General features: G+C 49.4%; 24 protein-coding genes and 1 tRNA gene. 15 read left to right on the forward strand and 10 right to left on the reverse strand.

The window, feature by feature from the left end:
- The 5 genes from LRP57_RS00005 to LRP57_RS00025 all read left to right on the forward strand — a co-directional run.
- Positions 1-1,851, forward strand: a 1,851-nt coding sequence (locus LRP57_RS00005; RefSeq protein WP_269213780.1) for an MSCRAMM family protein, incomplete at its 5' end; no start/stop codon positions are given.
- A 397-nt stretch (positions 1,852-2,248) separates the two neighbouring features.
- A complete protein-coding gene (locus LRP57_RS00010) occupies positions 2,249-3,256 on the forward strand; it encodes a DNA-methyltransferase (RefSeq protein WP_231203835.1) in 1,008 nt (335 codons plus the stop codon).
- 48 nt (positions 3,257-3,304) lie between these two features.
- The gene (locus tag LRP57_RS00015) at positions 3,305-4,468 is read left to right on the forward strand and encodes a hypothetical protein (RefSeq protein ID WP_231203837.1); all 1,164 of its coding nucleotides are present in this window, start codon (positions 3,305-3,307) and stop codon (positions 4,466-4,468) included.
- Between the two features lie 587 nt (positions 4,469-5,055).
- On the forward strand, positions 5,056-5,736 hold the full coding sequence (locus LRP57_RS00020; RefSeq protein ID WP_231203840.1) for an ATP-binding cassette domain-containing protein: 681 nt from the start codon (positions 5,056-5,058) through the stop codon (positions 5,734-5,736).
- A gap of 238 nt (positions 5,737-5,974) precedes the next feature.
- Complete coding sequence (locus LRP57_RS00025) at positions 5,975-6,457, forward strand: hypothetical protein (protein ID WP_231203842.1); 483 nt, start codon at positions 5,975-5,977, stop codon at positions 6,455-6,457.
- 381 nt (positions 6,458-6,838) lie between these two features.
- Here LRP57_RS00025 and LRP57_RS00030 read toward each other — a convergent pair.
- The 3 genes from LRP57_RS00030 to LRP57_RS00040 form a co-directional block, all read right to left on the reverse strand.
- Positions 6,839-6,912, reverse strand: a tRNA-Pro gene (locus LRP57_RS00030).
- Positions 6,913-7,010: 98 nt separating this feature from the next.
- Complete coding sequence (locus LRP57_RS00035) at positions 7,011-8,150, reverse strand: metallophosphoesterase (RefSeq protein WP_231203844.1); 1,140 nt, start codon at positions 8,148-8,150, stop codon at positions 7,011-7,013.
- 4 nt (positions 8,151-8,154) lie between these two features.
- The gene (locus LRP57_RS00040; protein WP_231203846.1) at positions 8,155-10,287 is read right to left on the reverse strand and encodes a transglycosylase domain-containing protein; all 2,133 of its coding nucleotides are present in this window, start codon (positions 10,285-10,287) and stop codon (positions 8,155-8,157) included.
- 153 nt (positions 10,288-10,440) lie between these two features.
- On the opposite strand from LRP57_RS00040, the gene LRP57_RS00045 reads away from it, so the two are divergent.
- Both LRP57_RS00045 and LRP57_RS00050 read left to right on the forward strand, forming a co-directional pair.
- The gene (locus LRP57_RS00045) at positions 10,441-10,776 is read left to right on the forward strand and encodes a WhiB family transcriptional regulator (protein ID WP_231203848.1); all 336 of its coding nucleotides are present in this window, start codon (positions 10,441-10,443) and stop codon (positions 10,774-10,776) included.
- A 49-nt stretch (positions 10,777-10,825) separates the two neighbouring features.
- Positions 10,826-10,990: a DUF4177 domain-containing protein gene (locus LRP57_RS00050; RefSeq protein ID WP_231203849.1), complete on the forward strand. Its 165-nt coding sequence runs from the start codon at positions 10,826-10,828 to the stop codon at positions 10,988-10,990.
- Between the two features lie 116 nt (positions 10,991-11,106).
- On the opposite strand, the gene LRP57_RS00055 is transcribed toward LRP57_RS00050, so the two are convergent.
- The 3 genes from LRP57_RS00055 to LRP57_RS00065 all read right to left on the reverse strand — a co-directional run bounded on the left by LRP57_RS00055 (position 11,107) and on the right by LRP57_RS00065 (position 14,468).
- Positions 11,107-11,790 carry a Crp/Fnr family transcriptional regulator gene (locus LRP57_RS00055; RefSeq protein ID WP_231203851.1) on the reverse strand — a complete coding sequence of 228 codons (684 nt, stop codon included), beginning with the start codon at positions 11,788-11,790 and terminating at the stop codon, positions 11,107-11,109.
- Between the two features lie 153 nt (positions 11,791-11,943).
- Positions 11,944-13,389: a Yip1 family protein gene (locus LRP57_RS00060; protein WP_231203853.1), complete on the reverse strand. Its 1,446-nt coding sequence runs from the start codon at positions 13,387-13,389 to the stop codon at positions 11,944-11,946.
- A gap of 98 nt (positions 13,390-13,487) precedes the next feature.
- Entirely contained in the window at positions 13,488-14,468 is a 981-nt protein-coding gene (locus tag LRP57_RS00065) for a hypothetical protein (RefSeq protein ID WP_231203856.1), read from the reverse strand.
- Positions 14,469-14,881: 413 nt separating this feature from the next.
- Between LRP57_RS00065 and LRP57_RS00070 the strand changes: the two genes are divergently transcribed.
- The 7 genes from LRP57_RS00070 to LRP57_RS00100 all read left to right on the forward strand — a co-directional run bounded on the left by LRP57_RS00070 (position 14,882) and on the right by LRP57_RS00100 (position 21,054).
- Entirely contained in the window at positions 14,882-15,718 is an 837-nt protein-coding gene (locus LRP57_RS00070; protein ID WP_231203858.1) for a hypothetical protein, read from the forward strand.
- Between the two features lie 182 nt (positions 15,719-15,900).
- Entirely contained in the window at positions 15,901-17,073 is a 1,173-nt protein-coding gene (locus LRP57_RS00075) for a hypothetical protein (protein ID WP_231203860.1), read from the forward strand.
- Complete coding sequence (locus tag LRP57_RS00080) at positions 17,070-18,389, forward strand: TadA family conjugal transfer-associated ATPase (protein ID WP_231203862.1); 1,320 nt, start codon at positions 17,070-17,072, stop codon at positions 18,387-18,389. The genes LRP57_RS00075 and LRP57_RS00080 overlap by 4 nt, the downstream gene beginning before the upstream one ends.
- A gap of 78 nt (positions 18,390-18,467) precedes the next feature.
- On the forward strand, positions 18,468-19,835 hold the full coding sequence (locus tag LRP57_RS00085) for a hypothetical protein (RefSeq protein WP_231203864.1): 1,368 nt from the start codon (positions 18,468-18,470) through the stop codon (positions 19,833-19,835).
- A 179-nt stretch (positions 19,836-20,014) separates the two neighbouring features.
- Entirely contained in the window at positions 20,015-20,209 is a 195-nt protein-coding gene (locus LRP57_RS00090; protein ID WP_231203866.1) for a DUF4244 domain-containing protein, read from the forward strand.
- Between the two features lie 45 nt (positions 20,210-20,254).
- Positions 20,255-20,626, forward strand: coding sequence for a hypothetical protein (locus LRP57_RS00095; RefSeq protein WP_231203868.1), 372 nt, complete (start codon positions 20,255-20,257; stop codon positions 20,624-20,626).
- On the forward strand, positions 20,623-21,054 hold the full coding sequence (locus tag LRP57_RS00100; protein ID WP_231203870.1) for an Rv3654c family TadE-like protein: 432 nt from the start codon (positions 20,623-20,625) through the stop codon (positions 21,052-21,054). The genes LRP57_RS00095 and LRP57_RS00100 overlap by 4 nt, the downstream gene beginning before the upstream one ends.
- A gap of 105 nt (positions 21,055-21,159) precedes the next feature.
- On the opposite strand, the gene LRP57_RS00105 is transcribed toward LRP57_RS00100, so the two are convergent.
- From LRP57_RS00105 to LRP57_RS00115, 3 genes are read right to left on the reverse strand one after another with little or no spacing between them, the layout of a single operon-like run.
- Complete coding sequence (locus LRP57_RS00105; protein ID WP_231203872.1) at positions 21,160-23,730, reverse strand: DEAD/DEAH box helicase; 2,571 nt, start codon at positions 23,728-23,730, stop codon at positions 21,160-21,162.
- Entirely contained in the window at positions 23,723-24,226 is a 504-nt protein-coding gene (locus LRP57_RS00110) for a YbjN domain-containing protein (RefSeq protein ID WP_231203874.1), read from the reverse strand. The genes LRP57_RS00105 and LRP57_RS00110 overlap by 8 nt, the downstream gene beginning before the upstream one ends.
- Positions 24,223-24,672, reverse strand: a complete 450-nt coding sequence (locus tag LRP57_RS00115; RefSeq protein WP_231203876.1) for a YbjN domain-containing protein — start codon at positions 24,670-24,672, stop codon at positions 24,223-24,225. The genes LRP57_RS00110 and LRP57_RS00115 overlap by 4 nt, the downstream gene beginning before the upstream one ends.
- Positions 24,673-25,014: 342 nt before the next feature.
- On the opposite strand from LRP57_RS00115, the gene LRP57_RS08305 reads away from it, so the two are divergent.
- On the forward strand, positions 25,015-25,983 hold the full coding sequence (locus LRP57_RS08305; protein WP_231203878.1) for a phosphatase PAP2 family protein: 969 nt from the start codon (positions 25,015-25,017) through the stop codon (positions 25,981-25,983).
- On the opposite strand, the gene LRP57_RS00125 is transcribed toward LRP57_RS08305, so the two are convergent.
- Complete coding sequence (locus LRP57_RS00125) at positions 25,957-26,130, reverse strand: hypothetical protein (RefSeq protein WP_231203880.1); 174 nt, start codon at positions 26,128-26,130, stop codon at positions 25,957-25,959. The two genes, LRP57_RS08305 and LRP57_RS00125, sit on opposite strands and share 27 nt — an antisense overlap.
- Positions 26,131-26,210 lie beyond the last annotated feature (80 nt).

The following is a 26,210-nucleotide window of genomic DNA, read 5'->3' on the forward strand; positions in this document are numbered from 1 at the left end:
GCGAGTCTGGTGAATTACGTGTTGAATGCTGCGTGGAAGCAGGATGTGTCTGTTCGTGAGGATGGGCAGGACGTTGATTTGCGTTCTGTTCCTGTGACGAATCAGTTGATCCGCGGCACCGTGACGGTGAGCAAGGTGGATGCTGACAGTGGCTTGCCTTTGGCTGGTGTGACTTTCCAGTTGAAGCAAGAGGGCGTGGTCAAGTATGAGGCTGTGACTGATTCTTCTGGCATGGCGACTTTCACCTCGGTGGCGTACGGGGATTATGTGCTTGTGGAGTCCGCGACCTTGGTTTCTCACGTGTTGCGTGCTGATTATGCGGCTGATGTTGCTGTGCGTGAGCATGGCGCTAGGGTTGATGCGGGCATGGTAGAAAACCCGATCAAGCGCGGCACTATCACGCTGAGTAAGGTGGACGCTGAAACTGGCGCTCCTCTTGCTGGCGCGGTGTTCTCCCTGTTCGCTAAGACCGGGGATAGGGTTTCGGAGAGTGCTTTTGATACTCGAACGAGCGCCCCTGATGGTTCGGTCTCGTTTGAGCGTGTCCCGTATGGTGAGTACGTGCTGCGTGAAGTGCAAGCTCCTGAGGGCTATTTGCCTGACACGAGTGCGCGTAGTGTGCGTATAGATGATGACGGGCAACGTGTTTCAGTTGGTAAGGTAGCTAATCAGTTGATCCGCGGCAGTATCACGCTGACCAAGGTGGACGCTGAAACGCGTGCTCGGCTTGCTGGCGCGGTCTTTGAGCTTGTGAATGCTCAAGGCGGCGTGGTTGGTGAGCAAACCAGCAGGACTGATGGTGTGGTCTCGTTTGAGGGCGTGCCGTACGGTGAGTATGTGGTGCGTGAAAAGAGCGCGCCTGCATCGTTCTTGCCCAGTAGTGTGACACTGAAGGCGAGTATTACTCGTAATGAGCAGGTTGTTGCTTTGGGCGAGTATGTGAATACCGCGATGCGTGGCAGTATTCGGGTGCATAAGATTGACGCTGAAACAGGCCAGCCTTTACAAGGCGTGAAGTTTGGTGTGTATCAGCAGCCAGAAAACATGAACCTTCCTGCCCACAACACAGATAACGCGGGCATGGCTGGCGCGGGTGAGCAGCCACAAAATGGCGCCCACACACCCACCACCAACACCGACACAAACCCAGCCAACACAAACCCCGCGGGCGACACAAACCCTGCTGTTGGGGGCGCGTTGAGCGTTCCTGCGGGCAACACGACTCCTGCGGGTGAGGCAAGCCCTGCTGAGGGCGAGCTTGTTGCTGTGGGTGTGTCTGATGTGAATGGTGATGTGGTTTTTGCTGGTTTGCGTATGGGATCGTATGTGGTGCGTGAGCTGGTTGCTGCGCCCGGGTACAATCGTGCTTCCAGCCTGACGCGTATGGCGGTTCTTCAAAAAGACGGGCAGGTTGTGCAGGTAGAAGACGTGGAAAATACTCCGATACGTGCTGATATTGTCCTGCGTAAACAAGACAAGGCGGGTCATGGTCTTGCTGGCGCTGTTTTTGAAGCTGTCCACCAAGAAAGCGGGCAAAGGCTGAGCGCGACCAGCGGCTCGGATGGTGTTGTGCGTTTTTCTGCTGCCCTGTACGGGCAGTGGGTGGTGCGTGAGGTTCACGCCCCGCACGGCTACCTGTTAAACCAGGAAACACGCACAGTCAACGTGAGCGAGCAGGATGTGACAGTAGATGCCGGCGTGATAGTCAATGAGCCTGTCCCGGTCAAGATCGGTAAGAGCGCCCTGGCTATGACCGGCGCTATGCCGCTCATCTGGGTACTAGCCGCAAGCACAGCACTAGCTGGCCTGACACTCATAACCACCACCCGCACACGACGCACACGCTCGTAACATACGCAAGAGCACTAAGGCCTCACAGGGCCTAAGTGCCATGCAAAAGTAGAGGGTGTTCTTCTCAACCACAAACGAGAAGAACACCCTCCTGCTTTTTGCTTCCCGCACACGATACCTACGCATACACCCACTGTCTGCGTGGTGGCTGGGCGACCCAGACAAGCTCTGGCTACCGCCCACACATACCCACCGTCCAACGCCTAGTGACCCTCCACCACCTACTGTCCTTTACCTCATCTAATCTCACCATGCATAGTGTTCACCAGCTCTAGGATTAGCCTCACGTATCAAAAACGCAGATTTTACAATAATCAAACTGTGAATGTGTGAGAGGACAGCTTGAGTGACGTGCGACGAATTATTAATACCCCAACAGTGAATTAGGATGAATTGCATGAGTATTTCCCGAGCGCTTGAAACGGTTCAGCATGATTCTTCTGACAGGCCGACACCGAAACAACGATCAACGCGCAACCGCACTCTCACCATTTCACCCTCCGAAGAAATAGCATTACAGCAGACACTGATACACGTCAATACCCCAATGTCTTTCGATGATGTCTGTAATCAGACAATTCACGGTGACACTTTTGAGACTCTCCCACATCTGCCGCGCGAATCAGTCGATTTACTCATCGTTGATCCACCGTACAATCTTTCAAAAGATTTCCACGGCACCGCTTTTAAGGCCCGATCAAATGAAGAATATGAGCTATTCACACGAAGATGGATTGAACTTTGTATTCCACTACTCAAACCAGAAGCATCAATTTATGTTTGTTGTGACTGGAATAGCAGCCTAATTATCGGAAAAGTATTGTCTGAATATTTCCATGTAAGAAACCGAATAACATGGCAAAGAGAAAAAGGGCGCGGAGCAAATTCAAACTGGAAAAATGCGCTGGAAGATATCTGGTACGCGACGGTTCACAAGAAAAAACATGTATTCAATCTTGACAGCGTTATGATGCGACGAAAAGTAATTGCCCCCTACACAGTCGATGGGAAACCGAAAGACTGGGAGCAGACCCCAGAGGGAAACTTTAGAAATACTCGGCCCTCTAATTTCTGGGATGACATTACGATTCCTTTTTGGAGTATGCCTGAGAACACAGATCACCCGACACAAAAACCCGAGAAGCTCATTGCGAAACTCATTCTCGCAAGTAGTGATCCTGAGGCAGTTATTCTTGATCCTTTCTTAGGTTCTGGAACAACATCAGTGGTTGCAAAGAAATTAGGGCGAAGGTTTATCGGCATCGAATGGAACCCCACATATTGCGTTTGGGCAGCTAAAAGGCTTGAATTAGCTTCGACTGACACCAGTATTCAAGGCTATTCAGATGGGGTGTTCTGGGAAAGAAACATGCTTCAAAGACAAAGACGTGAATCATTCACATAAGATTTCTCGCTCTGCAACTGTGCAAGAAAAACTGTTTTAGGTGGGGAAATGAGACTCTTTAACAGTGAACTTATTAATTCGCTTATAAGCACAATCAATGCGGTTCCTGTCGGTCAAGATAAGCGTGTTTTAACGGCGATAGTGACGGGCCAGTTCAATCTGGTGAAAGACCGATCAATCTACTATTGTGATGATTTCGCAATAAGGTTTTCCAGTGCTGCAGGTAAGAGCTTTTCAAATACTGTTCTTTCGCTTTCTTCCCTCTTAAAGTTCGACGACCGGCCTTGCTTTGTTGCGATAGTACGTTCAGACGCAGTGGAACTCAGACTGATAAATTCCACTTTTTTACAGAAAGTAAGCCATTCTTCTCGGCAACTTCGGGAAGATAATATTCGAGGCTCTTTCAATGGGTCTGATATCTTGCTTAAACTTGATGGAGTTGTGAATCATCCAGATAATTTTGCTGTCTTATACGCAATGCATCAAGCATTTACTCAAAGTGAAAATATTGAACGACTTGTAGAAGCGACAAATGGAATAACGTCAAACCGCCGCAAGTTTATGCCTTCAGCGGAGCAAGAAGCGAATATTCTTCACGCGCCAGAACGTACCGTGGGTTTTGTTCATTCTGAGTTCTTTGAGGTACTTGAATCAGATTTGAATAATCGAACTGCGAGAGTTGCTGGTGCGATTGCGATTGCCTCATTAATTGAAAATGTGAATTTGAGGGGGCGGATTGTCGAGGAATTAGTAACTTCGGATGATCCACAGCTCATTCAAGCCATAACCCATGACCTGAATAAGGGCAAGATTCTTACTCTCAATACTAATCAGGATCTAGGTGATTACGTTCGATTTTTTGATGGCTACAATACGGCGACCGACATTAAAACAAAAGTACTATTCCTACAAAGCGCTCCGAAAGCATTCAATATCGATAAATTACTCAAGTTTTTAGCCGTGCCTGAGAGCGTGTACTTGTTCTTTTTGATTGGAATAGGCGAACAAGGAAAAATAAAAACGAGGTTAGTCTCTATTTTTCAGTCCGACCTGTTACCAGAGTTAAGAGTTCAACACCATTGGGCGGGAAGAAATTCTCGTGGAGTCACACAAGTATCAGGTGTAACACTCGATAAAATCCTAGACAGCGCAAGTATTGAAATATCGGTAGGCGATTCAATTGCTGCTTTGAAGAATTGGCTAGAACTTTAGTGGCTCTTTGGTGGGGAATTTCATCGCCACATCTCGCGCTGCGAGAAAACCCTCGGAAAAACCGGGACTACTTCTGAGGAGAAGATAACGGTCGGGGTGACAGGATTTGAACCTGCGTATCTGCTTGGGCTAGATATTGTTGCTATCATGAATTATGAGGGTCTGATCTGATGTCACTTAAAATGGTCAGATTTAAGTAGCATGTGATCCTGTTTGAGATCAGAACGAAGATCTCAGTCAGAAATTATAATATTTTATTTTTGTTCTGTTAGAATAAAACTGTCTTGACTTGACTGCATGGTTGCAGTGTACCTGCGCTGAGCATAATGGGAAGGAAACGGTGTTTTCTGGCGAGCATCTGATATTAATGCATCATTAGAATTTGCTGTGATTACCTTAGCGGCGAATGCTATGCCAGCCTTAAGTTCTGACGGCTTTCGCGTACTATTAGCTTTACGAAAGACGAATGAATTTCGTAAGCATATGCAAAATCCACGGTGGATCCAGATTGTTCGCATACTGAGTTGGATACTAGTTGTGACGTATAGCGTATACATGGTGCTGTCGTTATATGTGGAGGTTCATGCATGACTGAAGTATTGGGCGCCTCGGGTCTTGTGGTACGGCGTGGCTCTTTTTCGCTGACACCGATCTCTTTCTCCTTAGATGAAAACAGCGGCATTGTAGGACTATTCGGCCAAAACGGTGCAGGTAAAACAACGTTACTACGAGCTTTGGCAGGGTTAGCTCCTATAACGTCGGGTACGGTACGACGGCGACACACTCAAGCGCGACGACCGGTATTTCTTCCGGATTCCCCGTACCTGTACGGGTTTTTACGTGTCCAGGAATGTGTTGATCTCATGGCACGGTATTTTTCTGACTTTTCTCGCCAGCGCGCTATCACCCTTATCGATGAGCTTGAGCTGGACAAACGTAAACCTGTGAATGCGCTGTCTAAAGGTATGGGTGAACAATTATCCATTGCCCTCATGCTGGCCCGTGATAATGATGTCTATCTCTTTGATGAACCACTGGCTGCGGTTGACCCAGTCACACGCGATGTGCTTGTACAAATCATTCGGGCAAATATACCGCCCAATGCTGTTGCACTGCTGAGCACTCATCTTATTTTTGGACTTCAGGATCTATTTGATTCCTACATGGTCATCCATGATGGTGCTCTCGTGCGCACTGAACAAATTAGCACTGCTCACGAGCGTGAGAATCTTGAAAGCATCGTGAAGGAGGCGATTCTTGGTGGTTGAATGGGGTGTAGAATTCCGAAAACATACGGCGTTTATAGTGACAACCTTACTTCTCACGGCTATCGCGCTACTCATGCACTTGTGTATTCATGGGTCAATTGCAGGAATCATATGGATTTTCGCCGTCATCTTGCTCTCAAGCGCTTGGGCTATATACGCCTGTGGTCACGTATTTTCCTATGTAACCCGTGGCAGTGACATGCTGTTGCATCTGTCAACTCAGAAGCCTCTAAAGAAAATGCTCCTCAAGACTATGCCCTTGGTAACCGGTTTTGCGCTGGTTGGTGTTGGCACAATATCTGGTTACCTGTGGGGATCTGAACGCGACACCTACCTTACCCTTTCCCAAATCTTAGGTGCCTTAGGTTTGAAAGTCCTTTCCGTAGCAGCGCTCATTGCTTGGAGTTGGATACTGGCACGATGTGTCAGACCTATCCGTTCCTTTGCTGCTCAGCTCACCCTCTATGGCTTAGGGTGGATTGTTTCCATCACAGTACTTTGTATAGCCCTTATTATCGCCGCAAATACAAGTATGGATTCTTGGTTCATTGGGGTGAGTGACAACTACAGTGGCTTACCGCTATACGTCACCGCTATCCCTGTCCTTATCGACAAAGCTCCAACAATCGCCACAGCAACAACAATTGGCCTTAACGTTGCTGTTGTTCTTATTTCCCTAATAATCGAGGCCGTACACGACCGCAGATTTTATAACAGCTAGTATGCTGTGTGAGATATGTTCTGTGCTACCTGCTAGGTAAGGACATTACTTTTAGTCTGTAAGCACGAGTTTTTGTGCGAGTAATCAATGTGACAAATTTGTGTGAGAGATAAATCCTGTCAACGAATAGCACATGATAAACCTTACCGACGAGTGGGCCACAGGCCGTAAATGCCAGAATGGGTGTTCTGCTACCGAGTATTGTGCCTATCGTCAGAAAGCTCCTTGAGAGCATTACCTGAAAAGCTAAGCCAAGTATATATCTAAAATGTGAATGGCTGTGTCGATACTTCACGTCTAAAAGTCACGAAGCCTACTAAATTCCAAAGAGGCAAAAAACCCTCGGAAAAGCCGGGACTGCTTGTGAGGAGAAGGTAACGGTCGGGGTGACAGGATTTGAACCTGCGGCCTCTTCGTCCCGAACGAAGCGCGCTACCAAGCTGCGCCACACCCCGTGCAACTCCACGAGTATAACCAGCTTGAGAACAGTCACCAAATACGACGACTCTTTCTGGCATGACGGATTCGTCACACACCCTATTTGTACCCCTATTTACTGAGGATAAATCCGTAACAACGAGGCTTCTGGGCGCGTAGCAATCCGGAAAGGAACAAAAGGTGAAGTCCCTAAACCGGCTGACACATGTAACAGTGAACGCGCTTTCGGTGACACCCACTCATGAAGCCCTTTAGCCCACTGGCGCGGCACATCACAATTCGTCACCAATGCTCCCACGCCGGGTAAACCAAATTGGCCCCCATGCGTGTGCCCAGCCAGGATCAAGTCAGCACCCATATCAGTGAAAGCATCAAGGACCCGACGATACGGAGCATGAGCCACAGCAACACGGAAAACATCATCCCTATGCCACTCCTTGGGAGCAAGCGGAATCTGGTCACGATTCATATGAGGGTCATCAACCCCAATCAAAGCAACCCGTTGCACTCCAGAATAAGCCGCATAAGCCGCATAACGAGTAACACTATCCTCGTGGGTCTGCCAAGGTCGGGACTCAACACCTGCAAACGTATGATGATTTGCGGACGTCGCGCAGTTTTCAGTGCCACCATGCATTTGAGACGATAGGCCCCTAGGAGTTTCTGGTGAAAACACCTGCGCCACCGGCGGCCTACCCCCCTTATCAGCATCTAAACGAAGATCGCATAATGCAGACGCATTTGATAAATCATGCCAACCCGCATTAGTGAATGCGTGAACCAAATCCTGCCACGGCAAATCAGGTGTGCGGCCAGAAGTATCACATGTACGCGCATCAGAACGCAGATAACGTGACCAGCTCTTACGGCGTGCAGAAAAATAATCATTCGAACCCAACACGAAAGCACCCGGCAGATCAAAAAACGGCCTGTGAGCAGCAAAAGCCAGTTCTAACCCCTGCGCAGAGCCAAAATTATCGCCGGTTGAAATCACCAGATCCACATTTTCACGCTCCGCCACAGCCTCAAGGAAATGCGCAAGAAAATCCTGCCCAGGATACATATGCAAATCCGATATGTGGAGTAACGTAAAAGGCCGTATCCCACGATAAGCCGGCACAGGAACGTCATAGCGACGAAGAACAGGGAAACGCCGCTCACACGCGCCCCAAGCCAACGACCCAGCGGCTAAAGCAGCCCCAGTGAACACAGTTCCTGCGGCATAACGTGCGACACGCGGTAAAGCGCGCCTCACAGACTCACTCCGCGTCACCATCATCATCTGAGGACGAACTTTCGTCAGAATCTTCAGACTTTTCCTTAGGCTGAGGTGCCGGTGTCCCAATATAAACATTCGGCAGAGGCGTTCCCTGAGTACCTGCCAAAGACTTACTCATATACGGTGCCCAAATATCCGGACCTGCCAAAGAATCACCATAAAGCTCTTTATGGTACTTACCATTGACCGTCACACCAAGATTCGGTGTCGATGACGCTTTCGCATGTCCAACCCAAACGGAAGCAGACAAGTCAGGCGTGTAGCCAGTCATCCACGTATTCGCGCTGTCATCAGATGTCCCTGTTTTTCCAGCATAGCCCCGGCCATCAGCAATACGAATAGAGTAATACTGGCTAGTTGCCTTATTCAGAACGGTCGTAACTTTACGGGCAACCTCTGCAGGAATCACTTCCTTACAATCCGGTTGGAACTCTTTGAGCACATTCTCAGCGCTATCTTTAACAGAAGTCATTGCCTGAGGAACACAATACTTTCCGTTATTTCCCAACGCTGCGAAACCTGCTGCCATTTGCAGAGGAGACACGGTAGCAGCACCGATGATATTAGCGGGGTAGGGCGGAATGGTCTGCCCATTTTCTGTGATTCCCAGATCAGCGGCGGTCTGGAAAATCTGACAGAAATCCACACGCGACGCCATATTCACAAAAGCCTGGTTACCTGAGATCCCGACGGCGCGAATGGAATCCATCTGACCTAATTTGAGGCTGCCGAAAAGGTCATTCACTTTGTAATCATCGGTTTGAATAGGCTGTCCGTTACAACGGAAAGAACCATTCGGATAGTTGATGTCATTTCGGCCAACCAGTTCATAAGCATTGTGACCTTCTTTGAACCATTGCAACAGTGTGAAAACTTTGAATGTAGAGCCTAACTGGAAATGCCCATTTGCAGCATAATTATTTGTCGTCTGAGCATCTTCGATGCCATAGGACGTATTTTGTGCCATAGCAACTATTTGACCCGTCGCAGGAACAACAGAAGCCAAAGCCGCATCCAACCCGGAAGGATCATCGTCAGGGACAGCAGTATTTACAGCCTCATCAGCATAGGATTGCTTATTCGGATCAAGAGTTGTGTAAATACTTAAACCACCCGTTTTTAAGAGGTGTTCACGTGCCGCCGTATTTTCACCAAAAGATTCATCAGCCAGGAACTGTTGTACAGCGTAGGTGCAAAAATACGACGCAGAATCACTGGCCCCTGCGCAACCCTCACGTAAAACCGTTGGATTAAGCTGATCTGCCACAGGGGTTTCAATAAATTGATCGTATTCTTCACGACCAATCAGTTCCTCTGTGAAAAGCACACCAAGGACCGTGTCACGACGCTCCTGTGCAGCTTCCGGGTAACGTAAAGGATCATATGTGACAGGCGATTGAACAAGGCCCGCCAGCAAAGCAGCCTCATTCCAATCCAATTCGGAAGCCGACTTTGAGAAATAACGTTGCGCCGCCGCTTCAATACCGTAAGTGATGGGACCAAAAGGCGCGATATTCAAATACCCGGTAAGAATTTCGTCTTTCGACATACGCTTTTCCAGAGCAATCGCGTACTTCATTTCACGCAATTTTCGTTCCGGTGTTTGTTCAGTTGCGGTCGAAATCAGCTCAACATCACCTTCAAGGTAACCGCGTTCTTGTAGGCTATTTCGGACAAACTGCTGGGTAATAGTTGACGCACCCTGAGTGGCACTGCCGATAAGGTTCTTGGCAATTGCTCGACCAATACCGGTCGCATCCACACCATGATGCTCATAGAAACGACGATCTTCAATGGCGACAATAGCTTTTTTCATCGTGTCGGCAATCTGATCAGAAGGCACAACAATTCGTTGCTTGTCGTAGAAACGCGCTAGGACATTACCGGCAGAGTCATACATGATGGACCCCTGAGCCGGTGTCACCATGTGTAAATCACCGGGAAGGTCATCAATGATCGACGGAATAGTTTTTGCAACCACTGCTGCTGAACCGGCAGCAGGAACCAGTAAACCTGCTCCAAGAACCCCTAAAAGTACTGAGATTCCAAGGAAAGTCAAGAGCAACGTCACGAGTTGCAGCGGTGTGACTGAGCGTGTACCAGAGTTCGCCATAATCTAAGGATACGTGGCATGAGGATTAATGCATCTTGTGATGGATATTTGTGTGTGTCACATCCAAAATGGGATGAGTTTGATGAAAATGGTCGAAAGTGTGTAAGGTCGCAGATGAAAGGTCAAAGGTGACCATCGCAAGGAGTCAAAATCATGCCGATACATACGGACGATCAAAGCTGGGTATCACGAGCCTTATGCGCACAGTACGAGCCTGACACTCTTTTCGTACAAGGAGCAAGCCAAAGACAAGTGCGCTTGCGGTGCATGGAATGTGAAGTGCGCTTAGAGTGCTTAGCTGACGCTTTACAGTCAGAGGCAAACTACGGAGTGTGGGGCGGATTAACGGAACGCGAACGCCGAGCAATCCTGCGACACTACTCTGACATTACAAACTGGGCCGAATGGATCAACGAATCAGACGACCCGTTAGCTGAAGAAATTCGTTCACCACAAGTCCCACGAGTTTTAGCGCATGTGAGGCACTAGGGTCTGTGTCACGTGGTGTCAGACCTGTCAGGCGCGTAGGATTCGTACTATGACTACTTGGGAATACGCAACCATTCCGTTGCTGACACACGCAACGAAAGCGATTTTAGATCAGTGGGGGGCTGATGGCTGGGAACTCGTTCAAGTGGTTCCAGGACCTACAGGCTCAGAAAACCTTGTCGCTTACCTGAAACGTCCCACAGGCGAAAAATAACATGATGTGACGATTCACTGTAGAGACAGTTTCACTGCATAAAGGGTGGCTCCAACGTGTAAGCGTTGAAACCACCCTTTATATATGCTCTGTATGAAGTTTTAAGAGAAACTTCGTCAGCGTGCGCGACGAGCCAGACGGTCAACATCCAACAGTGTGACCGCGCGGCCTTCTAAACGAATCCACCCGCGAGAAACAAAGTCTGCAAGAGACTTATTCACGGTTTCACGTGAAGCACCCACAAGCTGAGCAAGTTCTTCCTGAGTGAGATCGTGAGGTACATGCACGCCCTTATCAGTGGGGTTACCAAAACGGTCAGCAAGATCAAGTAATGCTTTAGCAACACGGCCAGGAACGTCAGAAAATACCAAATCAGACAAGGACTCATTGGTACGACGTAGACGCTGAGCCAATGCACGGAGCATGTGCTTCGCTAAAGCAGGGTTCGTGTCAAGAATCTCCATGAGATCTTCGTGTTCAAGGAACAGCAAAGAAGCTGGTGACACTGCAGTAGCAGTTGTTGAACGCGGCCCCGGATCAAAAAGGGTGAGTTCACCGATGATTTCGCCTGGACCAAGTACGGCCAGCAAAGATTCACGTCCGTCAGAAGAAGTGTGACCGAGTTTTACTTTCCCTTCGGTCACAATGTACAGGCGATCACCAAGCTCGCCTTCGTCAAAAAGGGTTTCACCGCGACGCAAAGTGGTATGACCCATTTTTTGCTGAAGTGAAACTTGTTGTGTCTCGTCCAAGCGTCCAAATAGAGGAACTTGACTGATAAAGTTTCCGTCGCCAATCATCTGTGGCTGATCTCCGTTCTAGTGGTCGGATCTGTGGAAACAAAGCCCACAGAAAGCGGAATAAACATGTGCCCTAGGACACTTTACATTGCATATGTAGTACTTGTCTGTACAAGTCGCCTTTTTCCTTGAATTTTCCTCAAGAAAATTTTATTACCGTACACCCGCAGCTTTTGCGGCCTTACGACGAGCACGAGCAGTGAAATAGGCGCCCGTCGGATTCAAAAGTGCTACTTCAGCGCGCAAAGCTTCCTCTTGACGACCAATACGACGAGCACGATGGGCCACAAAACCCACAATCACAAGCGCAAGACCGTACAGCAAAATACGGCCCGAATAACCTGAGGCTTGCACATGATGAACGAAATTCGCTCCAATCACATGAGCGCCCGACAGCCAAGCGAAAAAGCCCGCCGTATGAGCATGAACAACACCCGGAACAATCACCCACGGTGTGCCTAAAAGAATAAGCAAAATACCGCTCACCCATGCGCCTAACGAGGAACGCAAAGTCAAAACCAAAATGACAATGCCAAAGACAATGCTGATACCTAATTCGCCTAACGCAAGAAGATTCAAATTCCCTGTCACCGCTGGCCCCGCAGGATCAATAGCCATGCGCGCCCCCGCATCAGCAGCAAAGAACCACGTCAATGGAGCCAAGAAGAACATGAGAATCAAAGACAACCAGTGAGCGCCCGTACGTGAAGGCATCTCAGGAATGAGAGAAGCCCCCTCAAAAAGCGCGTTATCTAAGTTTTCCGGCGTTGTTTGCGGGACAAGGCGCTCAGAATCAGATTCACGAGGACGCCAAGAAGTCGCTTCCGCAGCATCTGGTGCCGGACTGGTTGGGGTGACAAGAGAGCGACGCTGTACCAGAGTGTCCTCAACCTCATGAATCTCTGGAACGCTGCCAGAATCCGGTGAACGGCGTTGCAGGACATCTTTCACATCGTCAAGGTCCCGCGAATAATCAGAGATTTCCTTACGTTCAACTGGCACTGATGTGATGGGTGAAGCCATCACAGGAATCGTTGTCGTGTGAACCTCTGGTGAATCTTCAGAAGCAGTGGATGCCTGAGGCTCTGAAAAGTCGGGCGTAGACGTAGAATCTGGTGTCGATACAACAGGCGTAGAATCTGCAGCCAATGAAACAGGCATACTCTGAGAGGAACCCTCATGTACTGCGCCTTCAGCTAAGGAAGCCGCGTGCGTTGAAGTATGCGTATCCTGCTGGTCGCGCTGAGCAGTAAAGGTATCCGTATGGGTTGGTTCATCACGCTGAGAAACAGAATCAGTATTCTCACCCTGATGGCTCACAGGTTCTGAATCCAACACGACAGCGGCAGGAGAGCCGATAATATCTTGAGTATCGCCTATTGAATTTTCTAAAGAAACTTCTTCCCCCGTTAAAACAGCATCACGGTCACGTACCGAAGCCCACATGGATTCAGATAATGCAGCGCCAGATTCTTCTGTTTGCGGCAAATCAGGTGCGGAAATATCCTGTTCAACGGCAGAATCTGTCGTTTCAATTTCTTCTTTACCATTACGAGGTGTTTCCTCGTGTGGCAGTACATCGTCTTGACGATCAGACATAAAGCCTCCTTATACACTACCCAGACCACACACTAGCTGTATCCGCCGTAAAATCAGTGTACAAAGAACGGCTTGCCGCAGAATTTTGTGTCAAAACACTAAAGCGCCTCGGCCGCATTCAGATAATCAACATATTCAGCAGGTGTGTCAGCCCCTTTTGAGGTTTTCGCATTTTCCATGAAAGAACGTAAATGCGTGATACGCGCCCAGTGAACTCCAAGTGTTGTTGTTCCCAGAACGAAACCAAGCGAAGCAATAATGGGAGCCACATGCCCATGAGTATTCAGCCCTAAATAACCGGGGGTTACCACATTTCCTGTGAGCGTGGACCATAAAGGCTCCAGAAAATACGCAGGAATGACAAGTAAAACCCATGCGCATATTTGTGGGCCACCTAAAGACCAGCGGCTCATTAACGCCACAGCGCCTAAACATGCGGCTGCTATCAGAGCCTCAATTGAGGAATAAAGCGTGATATGAGTGATGTCAAAGAAATGACCAGAAGCTAAAGGAGCAGTATCTAACGGTGTGATCTCAATAAGCAGCATCGTGGCAAGAATGGTGAGAGGAACAACGGCTATAGCAACTGCAATCCGTTTTTTCTGTCGATTATGACGATACTTTCCTTGATGATTCGACGCTATCCCTAAATGTGCGGCGCATGTGCGGTGGATAGAATAGACGGCGCATGCAGAACCGAAAAGGATAGCTGTTACGGCTATCGGCTGAAAATTCCATGTCACTGCCGCAGAAAGTTCCGTACTTGTAACTGAAAAAGATAAAAATTTAGGGAAGTACAGCAGGTTTGTGAGTTGAGCAATTCCGATAGGGATTGACCAGAATGCGGAAACAAAAAGACCAGCGGATGATTTATCACAGTTGAAAGCAATGAGGACAAAAATCAGTGCAGCAAGCCCCATGCCGAGCATACCTTCCACAGAGGCTAAAGGAAGCCCTACTGCAGTGCGCGTATAAATGTCAGCCATTGACACATTCATGATGATGAGCGCGAGGGGTGCGAATATGAAGGCAAATACGCCTGAACGGAATGTCAATGAGTTGAGGTCGATACGCCGCATACCTTAAGTGTGGCACTGACCTGGGAGTATTGCTATATAGCTGCCAGCAAAATAACGACGAGTTGTATGAATGTTTGATTATTCACATGCTCTGATAATGAAACTTACGCAATAAATTGCGCAATAAATAATGAATCATGGCGAAAGTCTGAGGTGCGTGTGGCGCGACTGGTACTGCGTGTAGGTCAGGCGGTACTACGCGCACGTGTCTGGTATTAGTGTCTGATATGCGTAGAGGATCCGGGCCCTGCTGAGCGCGCCTTCTGAGCGCACCCTGAGGCCGATTGAGCGTATGTTGTGTGTACATATTGGCCTTGTCGAGCTTTACTGAGTGCATCCGAAAGCGAAAACATGCTCACCAGGTGTGTGAATGCATATCGCCATGTACACGAGAATCAGATTATGGTGGGGCTGTGACAATTTGTGAACTGGTGGACCCGCCTGCCGCACTCCTAAGCGCGGCCGCTGAACGTGAAAGTGTGCGCTCTGCCATGAATGAAGCGCATGAAGCACTGGCACGATTACGATTCCATGAGGGACTTCGACACGGCTGGCAAGAAGCACGAGCAGAAGCATCCGTTCGTGAAGCAACAGCGTTAGCCGTAAGTGAAGGGCTACGAATAAGCGTTGATGATATTCGCGCATGGAGTATGCACCCTCCTCGCGCCTCAGAAATAGACCCAACGGCAGCCCTCGCCTTGGGAATATGGCGCTCGCAGTGGAATGTTGCGCGAACATTCACACCGTTAAATAGTCGCCACACTCTTGTTTCCCGCCGCGCGCCTGAGCCGCTACCTGCACGTTTGTCCGGTATTCATCGGGATATATGTTCAGCACTGGTTACCGGCGGCTGGCAGGAAGTCTCAACTGTAGCAAAGCCTGTACAGCCTCAACACATTGTCACTGTGAAAAACTATTGCCAAGCCCCAGTTCCTACCTTGATTCACGCCGCCGCGATTGTTGCGCATTTTCGTTTCCGTGAAGTGATGAGGCCAGCGTCAGCATGTGTGGGGGCAGCTTTTGCGCGCTCCATACTTGTTGAACATGGTGTAGATCCGACAGGTGTGGCTGTCTTATCGGCGCATGATGCGTATGATCCTGCTGCCGCTTCATCTGCGATCGCCGGATGGGTTCAAGCTGACGAGGACGGGGTAGCACGTTGGGTGGAACATTTCATGCGAAGCATTGTGACCGCCGCCCGCGTGGGTGAGGACGTAGCATTGCACATTCAAGGCAGGTCGCTAGGATAAAACGCTGCTCGTGCGCCTCGGGAGCGTATTCATGAGGTCATAGCAGCATTCTGGTATCACAGGGACTTATCCACAGAAAAGAAACATGAAGAAGCCTGCATCCACAATCTGAAGCTACCGGAAAGACAGGCGAAACATAAACCGCTGGAATAAAGCCATTGGCAAACGGCGGGAAGTGAAAAGTGAGCGGAAAATTCCTTTACCCAGGCATTTTTGCAGATGAAGTAGAAGCCGGCGATTACGCGGGTTTGCAACACCTCCTTGATGTCATGCGCCTCGATAATACGCAAGAGGACATACAGGACGAGCACATTGACCTTGTATTCGCCGGAACGCACACAGCCTACGACAAATGGCGTAAACGCGGCAGGGCAACTATTCACCTCGCCCACGATGGAACCTTTCACCTGCCCCGTGACCAAGAAAATATTGCGGCACTTATACAACACACAGTCAGTAGCAGGCGTAGGGGCGTGCGACTCCTTGTTGTTCGTTGGAATCGTTCTGCCGATGAACAGCACGCTGCCTGTCGCTTGGCACATTCACTTCACGCACATGTGCTAGATATGCGTGGACGCGGCCCAGGTCATGTGCCTTTCACTGAAACATCAGGTATTCGATGGGCTGATCTGCGCACAGAAGAACCTGCTTTTCCGCGTGGGATTGATACTCAATTTCCCAACGTTGGGCGTACGCGCGTTCTAGGAGCCGACGGCCGAGGCGGTGTTTTTGCTGACTCTGCGTTACTACCACGGGTTCTTGACGCATTATCGGAAGGACAAACAGCTGTAGTAAATGTGGGGCAATGGGATGATCGCGCGCAAATTGCAAGCAGCTATGCAGATATGGTGATTTTTGTGGGGCGTAGTCGAATAACAGATATACATGACCTATGTGCCGCGATCTGTCAATGGGAACCACAATGCGCATACGGATGTTTATTCCACGGACGAATAAGCGCGCTCACGTATACGGCATTATCGGAAATAAAAAACCACGCCTTTTATGACTTTCAGCAGCTCCACCCACGGCGATATCCACGCACACAACACGGATGGAAAGCACTCAGCCAAGAAATACTCACCACCGTGACCGCTTCACGGATGAAACACATGAGCAACAACCTTGCAGATCATCCGCTGAATGATAAAGGAGAAACAGAACAGCACCACCATGCGCGCGCCTGGAGCCTTCATCGTCTTTGTCGAGTTTCACATGAACGCAGCAAAGGAGAGGAACCTCAGTGTATTCCCCGTGAATCACCCGTGAGCACTCATGAATACAGCGATACAGATGTGGCGCATAGCAATATGCCGCGAACTTACCGTGGGCGGCATCGGAAGGACCCCTCATGAAAACACGTTCCGATGTGCAGCAGCATGAGGGCGGCGTAAGGCGCTTAAACAGAGCTGAGTCTGAAACACCGGCTGAGACTGAACAAAATACTCCTTCGCACAAAAATCGCATGTACGCTCAGATCTCCTCTTACAGTGAATCGCAACATGAAGTCTTACGAGCATATGCGTCAGGACAATCACGCACCCATGCGATTCTCACTGCAAGTAGGCCTGGCGCAGGAATTGCCGAGTACATCAGTACAGAACGCGAAATTCGCGCTCTCACAGAAGGGGTAGGCCCGGAACTTGCCCCATTTCTCACAGACACCGCTGTGACAGACCTACTGGTTGTAGGCGGGAAAATTTGGATTGATCGTGGGGATGGCCTCCACGATTGCAATGCGGAGCTTGGAAGTGAATATGCTGTGCGTGCGCTTGCTGTCCGGATGGCTGCAGCATGTGGTCGTCGTTTAGATGATGCTTGCCCTGTTGTGGATGGGACCTTACCAAATGGGATGAGGCTTCATGCGGTTCTTCCACCCGTATCTGCCGGGGGCACAACTATTTCAATACGTGCTTTTGGCGCGGTTCCTTTAAGCCTCGATGATATGGAAAAAAGCGGGAGCGTCCATCCTGAGGTGGCGGATCTTTTACGCAAGTTAGTTCACGTTCGAGCTAATGTGGTGATTTCAGGGGCAACAGGTTCAGGTAAAAGCACATTACTGGGGGCTTTACTTTCTTTGGTTCCACATAATCAACGAATTGTCTGTATTGAAGAAGTCTCTGAACTGCGCCCTCAACATCCCCATGTGGTGTCATTACAAGAACGACGAGCAAATATTCAAGGAACCGGCGAAGTCACACTGTCAGACCTTGTGCGAGCAGCCATGCGAATGCGTCCTGATCGCATTGTTTTAGGTGAATGTCGAGGTCCAGAAGTGCGTGATGTCTTAACTGCGCTGAATACGGGACATAGTGGCGGGTGGGTCACGCTCCATGCGAATGCTGTTGAAGATGTCCCCGCGCGCCTATCAGCTTTAGGAGCATTAGCGCATATGAGTATGCGAGCGATATCAGCGCAGGTAAATGCTGGTTTAGATGCGGTTATTCATATGCAAAGACATACGGGGGAAAGCCCAAAAAATTTGGCATCTGTGAGGGCGCAAAGTCCAGGTCCGCGCAGGTGGGTCAGTCAAATAGGTGTTTTTCGTGCAGGACATGAAGCAACTATGCAGTGTGTCCCTGCACTTGAAATACGCGCTCACGGGCAGATATATCACCGTGAAGGATGGGAGGAACTACGCACACGCATAAAAAATTTGACACACATGTAAATACAACCCATGACACGACATATTCAATGTCACTGGTGTATTCATTTGTGCTCACAAAGGAGCACATAAGGAGTATTTATGGGAATTTTCGGTATCGTCTGTTTCCTCGCAGGAATATGTGGGAGCATCATATACCTCGGTGATCTCAGTTGGCATGGTACGCATATACGAAAATGGTTGAGGGATTCACAGCATCGACAGGAAAATTCTGCGCACTATCGTGCGCATATTCAGAATGCGCCTGTGTTGTCTGAGAAAAATAGGGGAGCAAGAAACAAGAAAAGCGCGACAGCATCCCACAATCCACATGTGCTGTATGCGCATGTTCTGAGGAAAAGAAACACTTTTAACGAAAACGATATTGCGCTTTTATGCAGTGAAGTGGCAGCACGCTTATATTCGGGGGCTTGCCTTGTGGATGCATGGAAATTATCTTGGCAACGTTTGTACCCGATGCTGAAAGAAATAACGATTGATGAGGATGGAGTCCCGTCAATCATGAATATCTGTGCCGGTATTGATGTGCACGTGCCGGCAAGAAAAAGAATTTTTCAGCACCTACTTCCTGTGCAGAGCACAGGGTTTTTCGGTCGCTTTTTACCTTCGGCGCGTGCGGGGCCTCATGACATTTCACTACGTATTCCGTTGCGTCGCCGCCAAAATATTCGCGCAGCAGCACGCACAGTTCGAGCAGCATGCCGTTACACCACATATGTAGGAGCACCTGTCGCCCAAGTCCTTGAAATGATTGCCTCAGGAATTGATGACGCGCAGGTGGCACATGATGCCCGAGCGATAGCATGTGCAGGGGCAACGACATCTATACGGATTATGACGGCCTTACCTTGTATCGGCATGAGCCTGGCCTACATGATCGGAGCTGACCCTGTGGCATCTTTTGCTGACGGGGGTGCGGGAACAATAAGCGCATGTGCGGGCATATTTTTCTTAGCTGCCGGGTGGAAACTTTTCCATTTCCTTATGAAACGAAATGACAAATCCTTCACACAAAATATTGATATTCCTATTGTTTGTGACCTCGCAGTAGCAGGATTACAATCCGGTGCTTGCGTGCCGCGTGTGCTTGAAGCGTTGGGATACGCCTTAGAAGATGAAGCTTTGCGATGCTGCGGAAAATCACTTCGCTTAGGCCTGCCCTGGTGGAAAGCATGGGAAGGGGCTGACACTTATGCGCAATCTTTAGGGAAATCTTTAGAGATCGCGTGGTGTGATGGGGCTTCACCGGTATCACTTGTTCAGCGCTGTGCAGAACATATCCGTTCGCGTCGCTTGGTCAATAGTCGATTAGAAGCAGAACGTATAGGCGTGCGAGTGGTAGTACCTGTGGCCGCTTTACTTTTACCTGCTTTTATTGCTCTCGGTGTTATGCCAATTGTGCTTTTCTTGATGAAATCAGGATTTGAAGATCTTTCATTTTCGTTGTGACAGCACTCAATGATGAGAAATCGTATGAAGCGAAAAACTCTGAATCCACAGACTTTACGGATGACATACACGTTATCCACAGTCGCCATATGAAGGATCGCGTTGCAGTGCCGAAAGAGGACATGATGAATCCACAACTTACACAGACACCATGAAAGGAATAAATAATGAACAAGGACATGAGTCGAAACCTTAAGGCCAATCAAAAAGAAGAACTCACCGATAATGGTTCAGAATCAGGATCAACAACTGTTGAATATGCAATCGGTGCTCTTGCGGCAGCTGGTTTCGCCATGCTGCTGATGGTGGTGTTGAAATCAGGTTTTGTGCAGCACCTTTTAGAGGGAATCATCGAAAAAGCACTCACGCTATAACTGGTATACGAGTATTTCGTGCGCAAAGAACATGAGGAAAGCATCATGATTGAGGATGAGCGCACACAAAGGCTCTCCGATCAAACAACGGGTAAGGATGCCCCGCCTTGCGACCACAAACAAGCAGGATCAAGCACAGTTGAGTTATCTATCGGTATAGCTGTGCTTGTCCTCATCGTTGCTATTGCCTGTGGGGTCATTCACGCTTCTATTGAACGAGCTGAAACATGCCGTTTAGCCCGTGAAAGCGCAAGAGAAGCATCCGTCGGTGCCCACATAGATGATCCAGGAACGCATGTGACATATGAAAACCAGTGGATCACAGTTTCTGTGCAGCGTCCGGTTTCTTTTCTGATTTTCCGTGGAAAAACAGTGTCATGTGCTGTGAAAACTATGAAAGAAGATGGATACCAATGAAAAGTAATCCTAAGGAGGAGACTGAGAAAGTCAAAAGAAAAGTTACTGACAGTAGATTTTCAGAACAAGGCTCAGCAACGGTTGTCATTATTGGAGTATGCGTCGCTGTCTTTATCGTTGTGGGAATTATTCCTTTCATGTCAGCAGTGCATACGCGCAAAGTCCTTGCTGGTGCAATAGCTGATCTGGCGGCACTCGCAGCTGCGGATATTGCCAGCATGTCACCTTATACGGATGTGGGAAACCAACCATGTGATCGGGCTAAAGAAATAGTCCGTGCAAATATGGCAATTCTTCAGCGTTGCGAAACAAAAGATGCAGATGTACGCCTGCAAGTTGCTATAGATACTAATATTCCAGCATACGGATTTTTAGGGTCGATTGTTGTTACAGAGAAGGCGCATGCAGGCCCCGCCCCGCCACGATGAAACTGCCATGAGGACGCTCCATATCACAGACTCATGTTAAGTGGCATGGGCGTGTGCAGGAGAGGGTAAACGGGAGGAAAACCCGCTGAAAACCGTGCTTCAGTGTCACATAGGTGGACAATGATCGACAAGAAAAGAAAGAACAGCAATAGCCCCACTCTTTGATAGAGGCTCATTCCCATTCCCACACTTTGGTGACTGCACACACCGAGGACACCCATCCTCACACGGACATGCTCGAACTGTTTCTACAGTGGTACGCAGCCATTCATGAAGGCGATCATAACCACACTGCGCATGACCAGCTCCACCCCTATAAGCATCATGAACAAAAACAGTAGGCAAACCCGTGTCATCATGACATGTCGTTGACAAGCCCCCCAAATCCCAACGGTCACACGTTGCCAACAGAGGCAAAAGAGCAATCGACGCATGTTCAGCAGCATGTAAAGCCCCAGGAGCATCCGCTTCATCCACGCCGATACGTTTCAAAGTGCCCGCAGACAAGGTGTACCACACGGCCTGCGTTGGCAAATAATGCGTAGGCAACGACAACTCTTTATTACGTATAAACTCCAAGCCAGGTAGCCGTAAAAGGTCAAAATCAGTGACACGTGTTGACACAATCACTCGGCCATAATGCCACGTGAGAGCACCATCAGGACTCGTCCAAGATCTGTCGATACTTTCAATTTCCACATGCGTGTGCTGTTGAGCGCGAGTCCTCAAAGCGGTACTGACTTCTTCCACCACGGCCACACGGCCATGCTCATCACCATCACGCACACCAGCACCAGCGAACACTGGGTCCAAAGACAACACATGGAAAGTACGTCCCTGATGCACATAAATCGCATCAGGAAACACCTGAGTATCTGCCGAAGCATTATCAACCGTGCCAATGACCGCACCAGAACGAATATCCACCACCTGCACATCGCCACCAGCGCCACGTAAATCAGTGAGAGACGTAGGACGCTCAGGCCTGGTCGCATCCCACACCCATCCGGCACTACGGCGACGCAAAAACCCGTCACGCACTAAAGAATCCACAAGCGGCAGCACATCAGCACCAAAAAAAGAAAGATCCCTGCCCCCATCACTTGCAGGATCACACAGAGGAAACTCCGCAGCGGCCGCACATAAATGCGGCGCCACAACCCACGGATTCGACGGATCAATAACAGAGGCTTCCACCTCAGAAAAAACTTCCTCAGGATGATGAACAATATACGAATCCAACGGGTTTTCTGAAGCAATCAGAACAGAAACCCCATCATGACCTGCACGCCCAGCCCGCCCAATCTGCTGCCACAGGGAAGCACGAGTTCCCGGCCACCCGGCAGTCACAGTCGCATCCAACCCTGAAATATCCAAACCAAGCTCTAAAGCCGAAGTCGTAGATAAGGCCCGCAACGTCCCCTCACGCAATGAAACTTCCAAAGCACGACGCTCATTCGGCAAATATCCACCCCGATAAGCGGCCACTCGATCAACATATTCTGGGCGACGCGCTCGCAGACGATCTTTCACCTGCGCGGCCACACTTTCCGCCCCTGAACGAGAACGCACAAATGTGAGCATACGCGCCCCTGATTCCACTAAAGCCGCAGTCACCACAGCAGCTTCCATAGAGGCGGATACTCGTCGCATAGACGTTTCAACGCTGGCTGGCACAGAAGCAGGAATATTCGGATTCTCAGCAGACTCAACCGCACGCAGGTACGCATCAATATCCACATCATCATCTGTGACAGTATGCCCCTGCCATAAAACAATGTGATGCTGACCGGCGGGCGAACCATCCTGATCGGATACACAGCAAGGGCGGCCAGTCATCATTTGCCCAACAATATGAGGATCACGAACCGTTGCTGACAACATAATGACCTGAGGATTTACCCCCAACCGATGAGCAATTCGCAGTAACCGACGAATAACCATCGCAATGTGACTGCCGGTAATCCCCCTCCAATAATGCAGCTCGTCAATCACGATATACCGTAAGGAAGCAAAGAAACGTCTCCACCGTTCATGCTGAGGCAACATGACGTGATGCAGAAAATCCGGATTTGTGAGCAGTAAATCCGCGTGCGCACGTGCCCACTCTTTTGCTTCACGAGGCGTATCACCGTCGGCTGTGGAAAAACGGGGAAGATCTTCAGATCTACGCGCTGGCCTGTCGGATGAAGAACGAGGGTGGGTGTGAGAACCCTCAGTGAAAGAAGTGTCATCAGCAGTAATTTCACGAATAATACGGTCAAGTGCAGCACACTGATCGGCTGCCAAAGCCTTCGTCGGGGCAATATATAAGCAGGTAGGGCGACTGTGAATATCTGAAAGACGTCCACTGTGATGCGCATACATGAGGTCGCTGAGGATAGGTGTCCACGCAACCAGAGATTTCCCTGACCCCGTGCCTGTGGCTACGACAACATCATGGCCTTCGTGGAGGGCGTCTAAAGCGTCTCTTTGATGCGACCATATGTCGCGGGCGCCGCGGCGCCGCCACGCTGCCACGACACTGCTATGTACCCACTGTGGCCATGAAGCGTAGCGTGCCTGACGTTGCGGCACTGTGTGAAAATGTACGAAACGGTCATCTGTGGCAGATAAAGACCGTAAAACATCAAGTAAAGGGTGTGTATGTGGTGGGATTTCTGAGCGTTTACTCACCGGTTAATGCACCATCGTCAGTTACGTCGGGTAGTGACAGGGTGTGGTCAGCAGCATGTTGCATGTACTGGATAGCGCTAATTCCTGTGGATAGTCCCGCATTCACATTCTCTTTTAACTGGATATTTGATAATCCAGCGGACGTGTTCACAGTGAAATCTGCGCAGATGTGAACAGTGTCGTCTTCGGAAGTTACCCAGTAGATTGTGGGGAAATATTTTTCCCGATTCCAACTATCTGACGCTGCGAAAACCCACGGACCTACTTCGTGCGGTCGGATTCCTGTTTCCCAGAGGGCGCGGATTGAAAAGAAACGCCCGCTGGTATCAACAGAGAAAAGGAAAGGGATACGGTCAAATACTGCCCCCGCTGCCTTGTCGGGGACGAGAATATCTACGGCATAATCCATGTCATGTAAGGCGGATATGAGTCGCGTAAAATCGACGGGCCACGGCGTGAGGTCGTCATTGGGCACACTAAAAGGAGCTGTGCTCATTGGTTTTCCTTTTCTGTCCACGTCACAAAATTGGGGCAGGTTTCTTCAAGGTCAGCAAAAAAGCACATAATCATGGACATTGCTGACTCGAAAAAAGAATCAAGCTGTCCGGGAGTTAGCCCCGCGGAAGTGACGGCATTGACTTCTGCGATCAGGCCGAAAGTTTCTCCGTCTTCAAAGGGAGCTAAGTAGGCCTTAGGGCCTGTGCGTGTGGCATTGCAGTGAGCTACTTGCTCTGCAAGGGCTGTGAAATCTGGGCCTGTGGAGGCGATTCCGCGCCATTGGCCGCGCAGTTGTAAAATCTGCGGATTTGATGTGTTGATATGAAAAACAGCGTTGTGTGTAGGGACAAGGAGTTCAGTGTCAGAGGTAGAGCCAAAATGTAATTCTCGCCCGGAGAGCATTTTTTCGATGCGCTCCGTATTTACGGGCGTCGGTGCTGACACGGATCCTCCTACAAGTCAATGGACATATCAACTGTAGTGGAGGTCATCAAAAGTGGCGCGGGCAGGCAAATTTGTGCAGTGCGTGTTCCATTCTGCGTTGCGCAGAGCAGTGATGATATGCACAGAAACAGGTCTGCCTGTGACTTGTTCTGAGAGTGTGAGATGAAGCCGTTAAAGTGGGATCATCGTAAGAACTCAATACAGCAGCACTCACGTTTAACTCAGTGTTCACGTTTAACTCAGGGTGTGTGCTGTTGTGCGAGTATGAATTATGGCGCACGATAACGAACGAATAGACGAATAGGCCGGGTGGGGTCCGTGAATCTCAGGAAGGGGGAGGCAGTGAAATCTTCGCCGATTTCAATGGAATCAACGCAAACAATGCCTCCCGCCTCCGCAGCGCGTCAAGGTAAATCTGTCGCATCTGTTGTGAAGCCTCGTTCCTATCGGCCAAAAGCTCGTTCGTACACGTATCGTTTACGTTTGCGTATTCTCGCTGCCGTGGTTTATGTGCTTGCGGCGGTCATTCTTACTTTTCTTTCTGTTGCAACCGTGTGGGGGCAAAGCCTTGATACGGTGATGATGGAATCAGTGATGCGATGGTCAGCGCATTTAGGTGGCGCGCATCGTGTGGTCACGCATATGGTGACTCATCCCGTTATTGTGTGTGTCGCTATTTTTGTTTCAGTGGTGGCTCTTTTACGTCGTCGTGTGACTTTAGCGGGACGCGCGTTGGTTATGGTGGCGGGTGCGAATATCAGCACGCAGATCTTGAAAATGCTGGTTGAGCGCCCACATTTAGGTGTGACAACGGAGACCGTGAATTCGCTGCCATCAGGTCATGTGACGGTGGCTGTGTCATTGTGTATCGCTTTAATTATGGTTGCCCCTGAGTGGTTGCGAGGCCCTTCTGCGTGGCTTGGTTGGGTGTGGACCTGTGCGATGGGTGTTTCTGTAATGCTTTCTGCGTGGCATCGTTTAGCAGATGTTTTAGTTGCGGTTTTGCTGACAGGGGCTTGGGCTTTGCTGCTTACCCCGTTGGAGAGCCGAAAACGTCATGGTGTTCTTATGCAGAAAGTCATGTGGCTGCTTGTGTGCGTGTGCCTTGTTTTGGCGTTGTTCTCGCTAGTGTTTGCCGTGTGGAATGTGGATATTGTGGGGGCTGCTCAACCTGGATCGGGTTTTGGTTTTGCTGATTTCCTTTCTGTTCAGCCTATGCGTGCGAATTTGTTGGCTTTGTCGGCGCTGCTGTGGATGGTTGCCGTGGTGGGCAGTGTGATTTATTCAGTTGATCGTCTTGCGGGTGAGTGAGCGCGACTTGTCTTTGTGTGTTGCTGAATAATCGGCAAGCTGCTGGGAAGTGTTGTCAGTGTTTTCTTGTAGATATATGAGGTTCATGCGGTCTTTTCCTGTGCGATGAGGCTGAGTGTGGCGTGTCGTAAAGACAAATAAAAACACTATATATAGTGTTATCTGGTCGCCTCAGACACTACATGTAGTTGTTTAGGCATATGAACCGCACCTACGCTGCCCTGTTC

The sequence above is a fragment of the Schaalia sp. lx-260 genome, assembly GCF_021083645.1.
Taxonomy (GTDB): domain Bacteria; phylum Actinomycetota; class Actinomycetes; order Actinomycetales; family Actinomycetaceae; genus Pauljensenia.

Bases quoted from the DNA above. Each gene is read 5' to 3' on its own strand.
- LRP57_RS00060 (WP_231203853.1), bottom strand. From the start codon at position 13,389: ATGTCTGATCGTCAAGACGATGTACTGCCACACGAGGAAACACCTCGT.
- LRP57_RS00025 (WP_231203842.1), top strand. From the start codon at position 5,975: ATGCTCCTCAAGACTATGCCCTTGGTAACCGGTTTTGCGCTGGTTGGT.
- LRP57_RS00110 (WP_231203874.1), bottom strand. From the start codon at position 24,226: ATGAGCACAGCTCCTTTTAGTGTGCCCAATGACGACCTCACGCCGTGG.
- LRP57_RS00010 (WP_231203835.1), top strand. From the start codon at position 2,249: ATGAGTATTTCCCGAGCGCTTGAAACGGTTCAGCATGATTCTTCTGAC.
- LRP57_RS00050 (WP_231203849.1), top strand. From the start codon at position 10,826: ATGACTACTTGGGAATACGCAACCATTCCGTTGCTGACACACGCAACG.
- LRP57_RS00065 (WP_231203856.1), bottom strand. From the start codon at position 14,468: ATGCGGCGTATCGACCTCAACTCATTGACATTCCGTTCAGGCGTATTT.
- LRP57_RS00045 (WP_231203848.1), top strand. From the start codon at position 10,441: ATGCCGATACATACGGACGATCAAAGCTGGGTATCACGAGCCTTATGC.
- LRP57_RS00055 (WP_231203851.1), bottom strand. From the start codon at position 11,790: ATGATTGGCGACGGAAACTTTATCAGTCAAGTTCCTCTATTTGGACGC.
- LRP57_RS00100 (WP_231203870.1), top strand. From the start codon at position 20,623: ATGAAAAGTAATCCTAAGGAGGAGACTGAGAAAGTCAAAAGAAAAGTT.
- LRP57_RS00015 (WP_231203837.1), top strand. From the start codon at position 3,305: ATGAGACTCTTTAACAGTGAACTTATTAATTCGCTTATAAGCACAATC.
- LRP57_RS00085 (WP_231203864.1), top strand. From the start codon at position 18,468: ATGGGAATTTTCGGTATCGTCTGTTTCCTCGCAGGAATATGTGGGAGC.
- LRP57_RS00095 (WP_231203868.1), top strand. From the start codon at position 20,255: ATGATTGAGGATGAGCGCACACAAAGGCTCTCCGATCAAACAACGGGT.
- LRP57_RS00090 (WP_231203866.1), top strand. From the start codon at position 20,015: ATGAGTCGAAACCTTAAGGCCAATCAAAAAGAAGAACTCACCGATAAT.
- LRP57_RS00020 (WP_231203840.1), top strand. From the start codon at position 5,056: ATGACTGAAGTATTGGGCGCCTCGGGTCTTGTGGTACGGCGTGGCTCT.
- LRP57_RS00080 (WP_231203862.1), top strand. From the start codon at position 17,070: ATGAAAACACGTTCCGATGTGCAGCAGCATGAGGGCGGCGTAAGGCGC.
- LRP57_RS00040 (WP_231203846.1), bottom strand. From the start codon at position 10,287: ATGGCGAACTCTGGTACACGCTCAGTCACACCGCTGCAACTCGTGACG.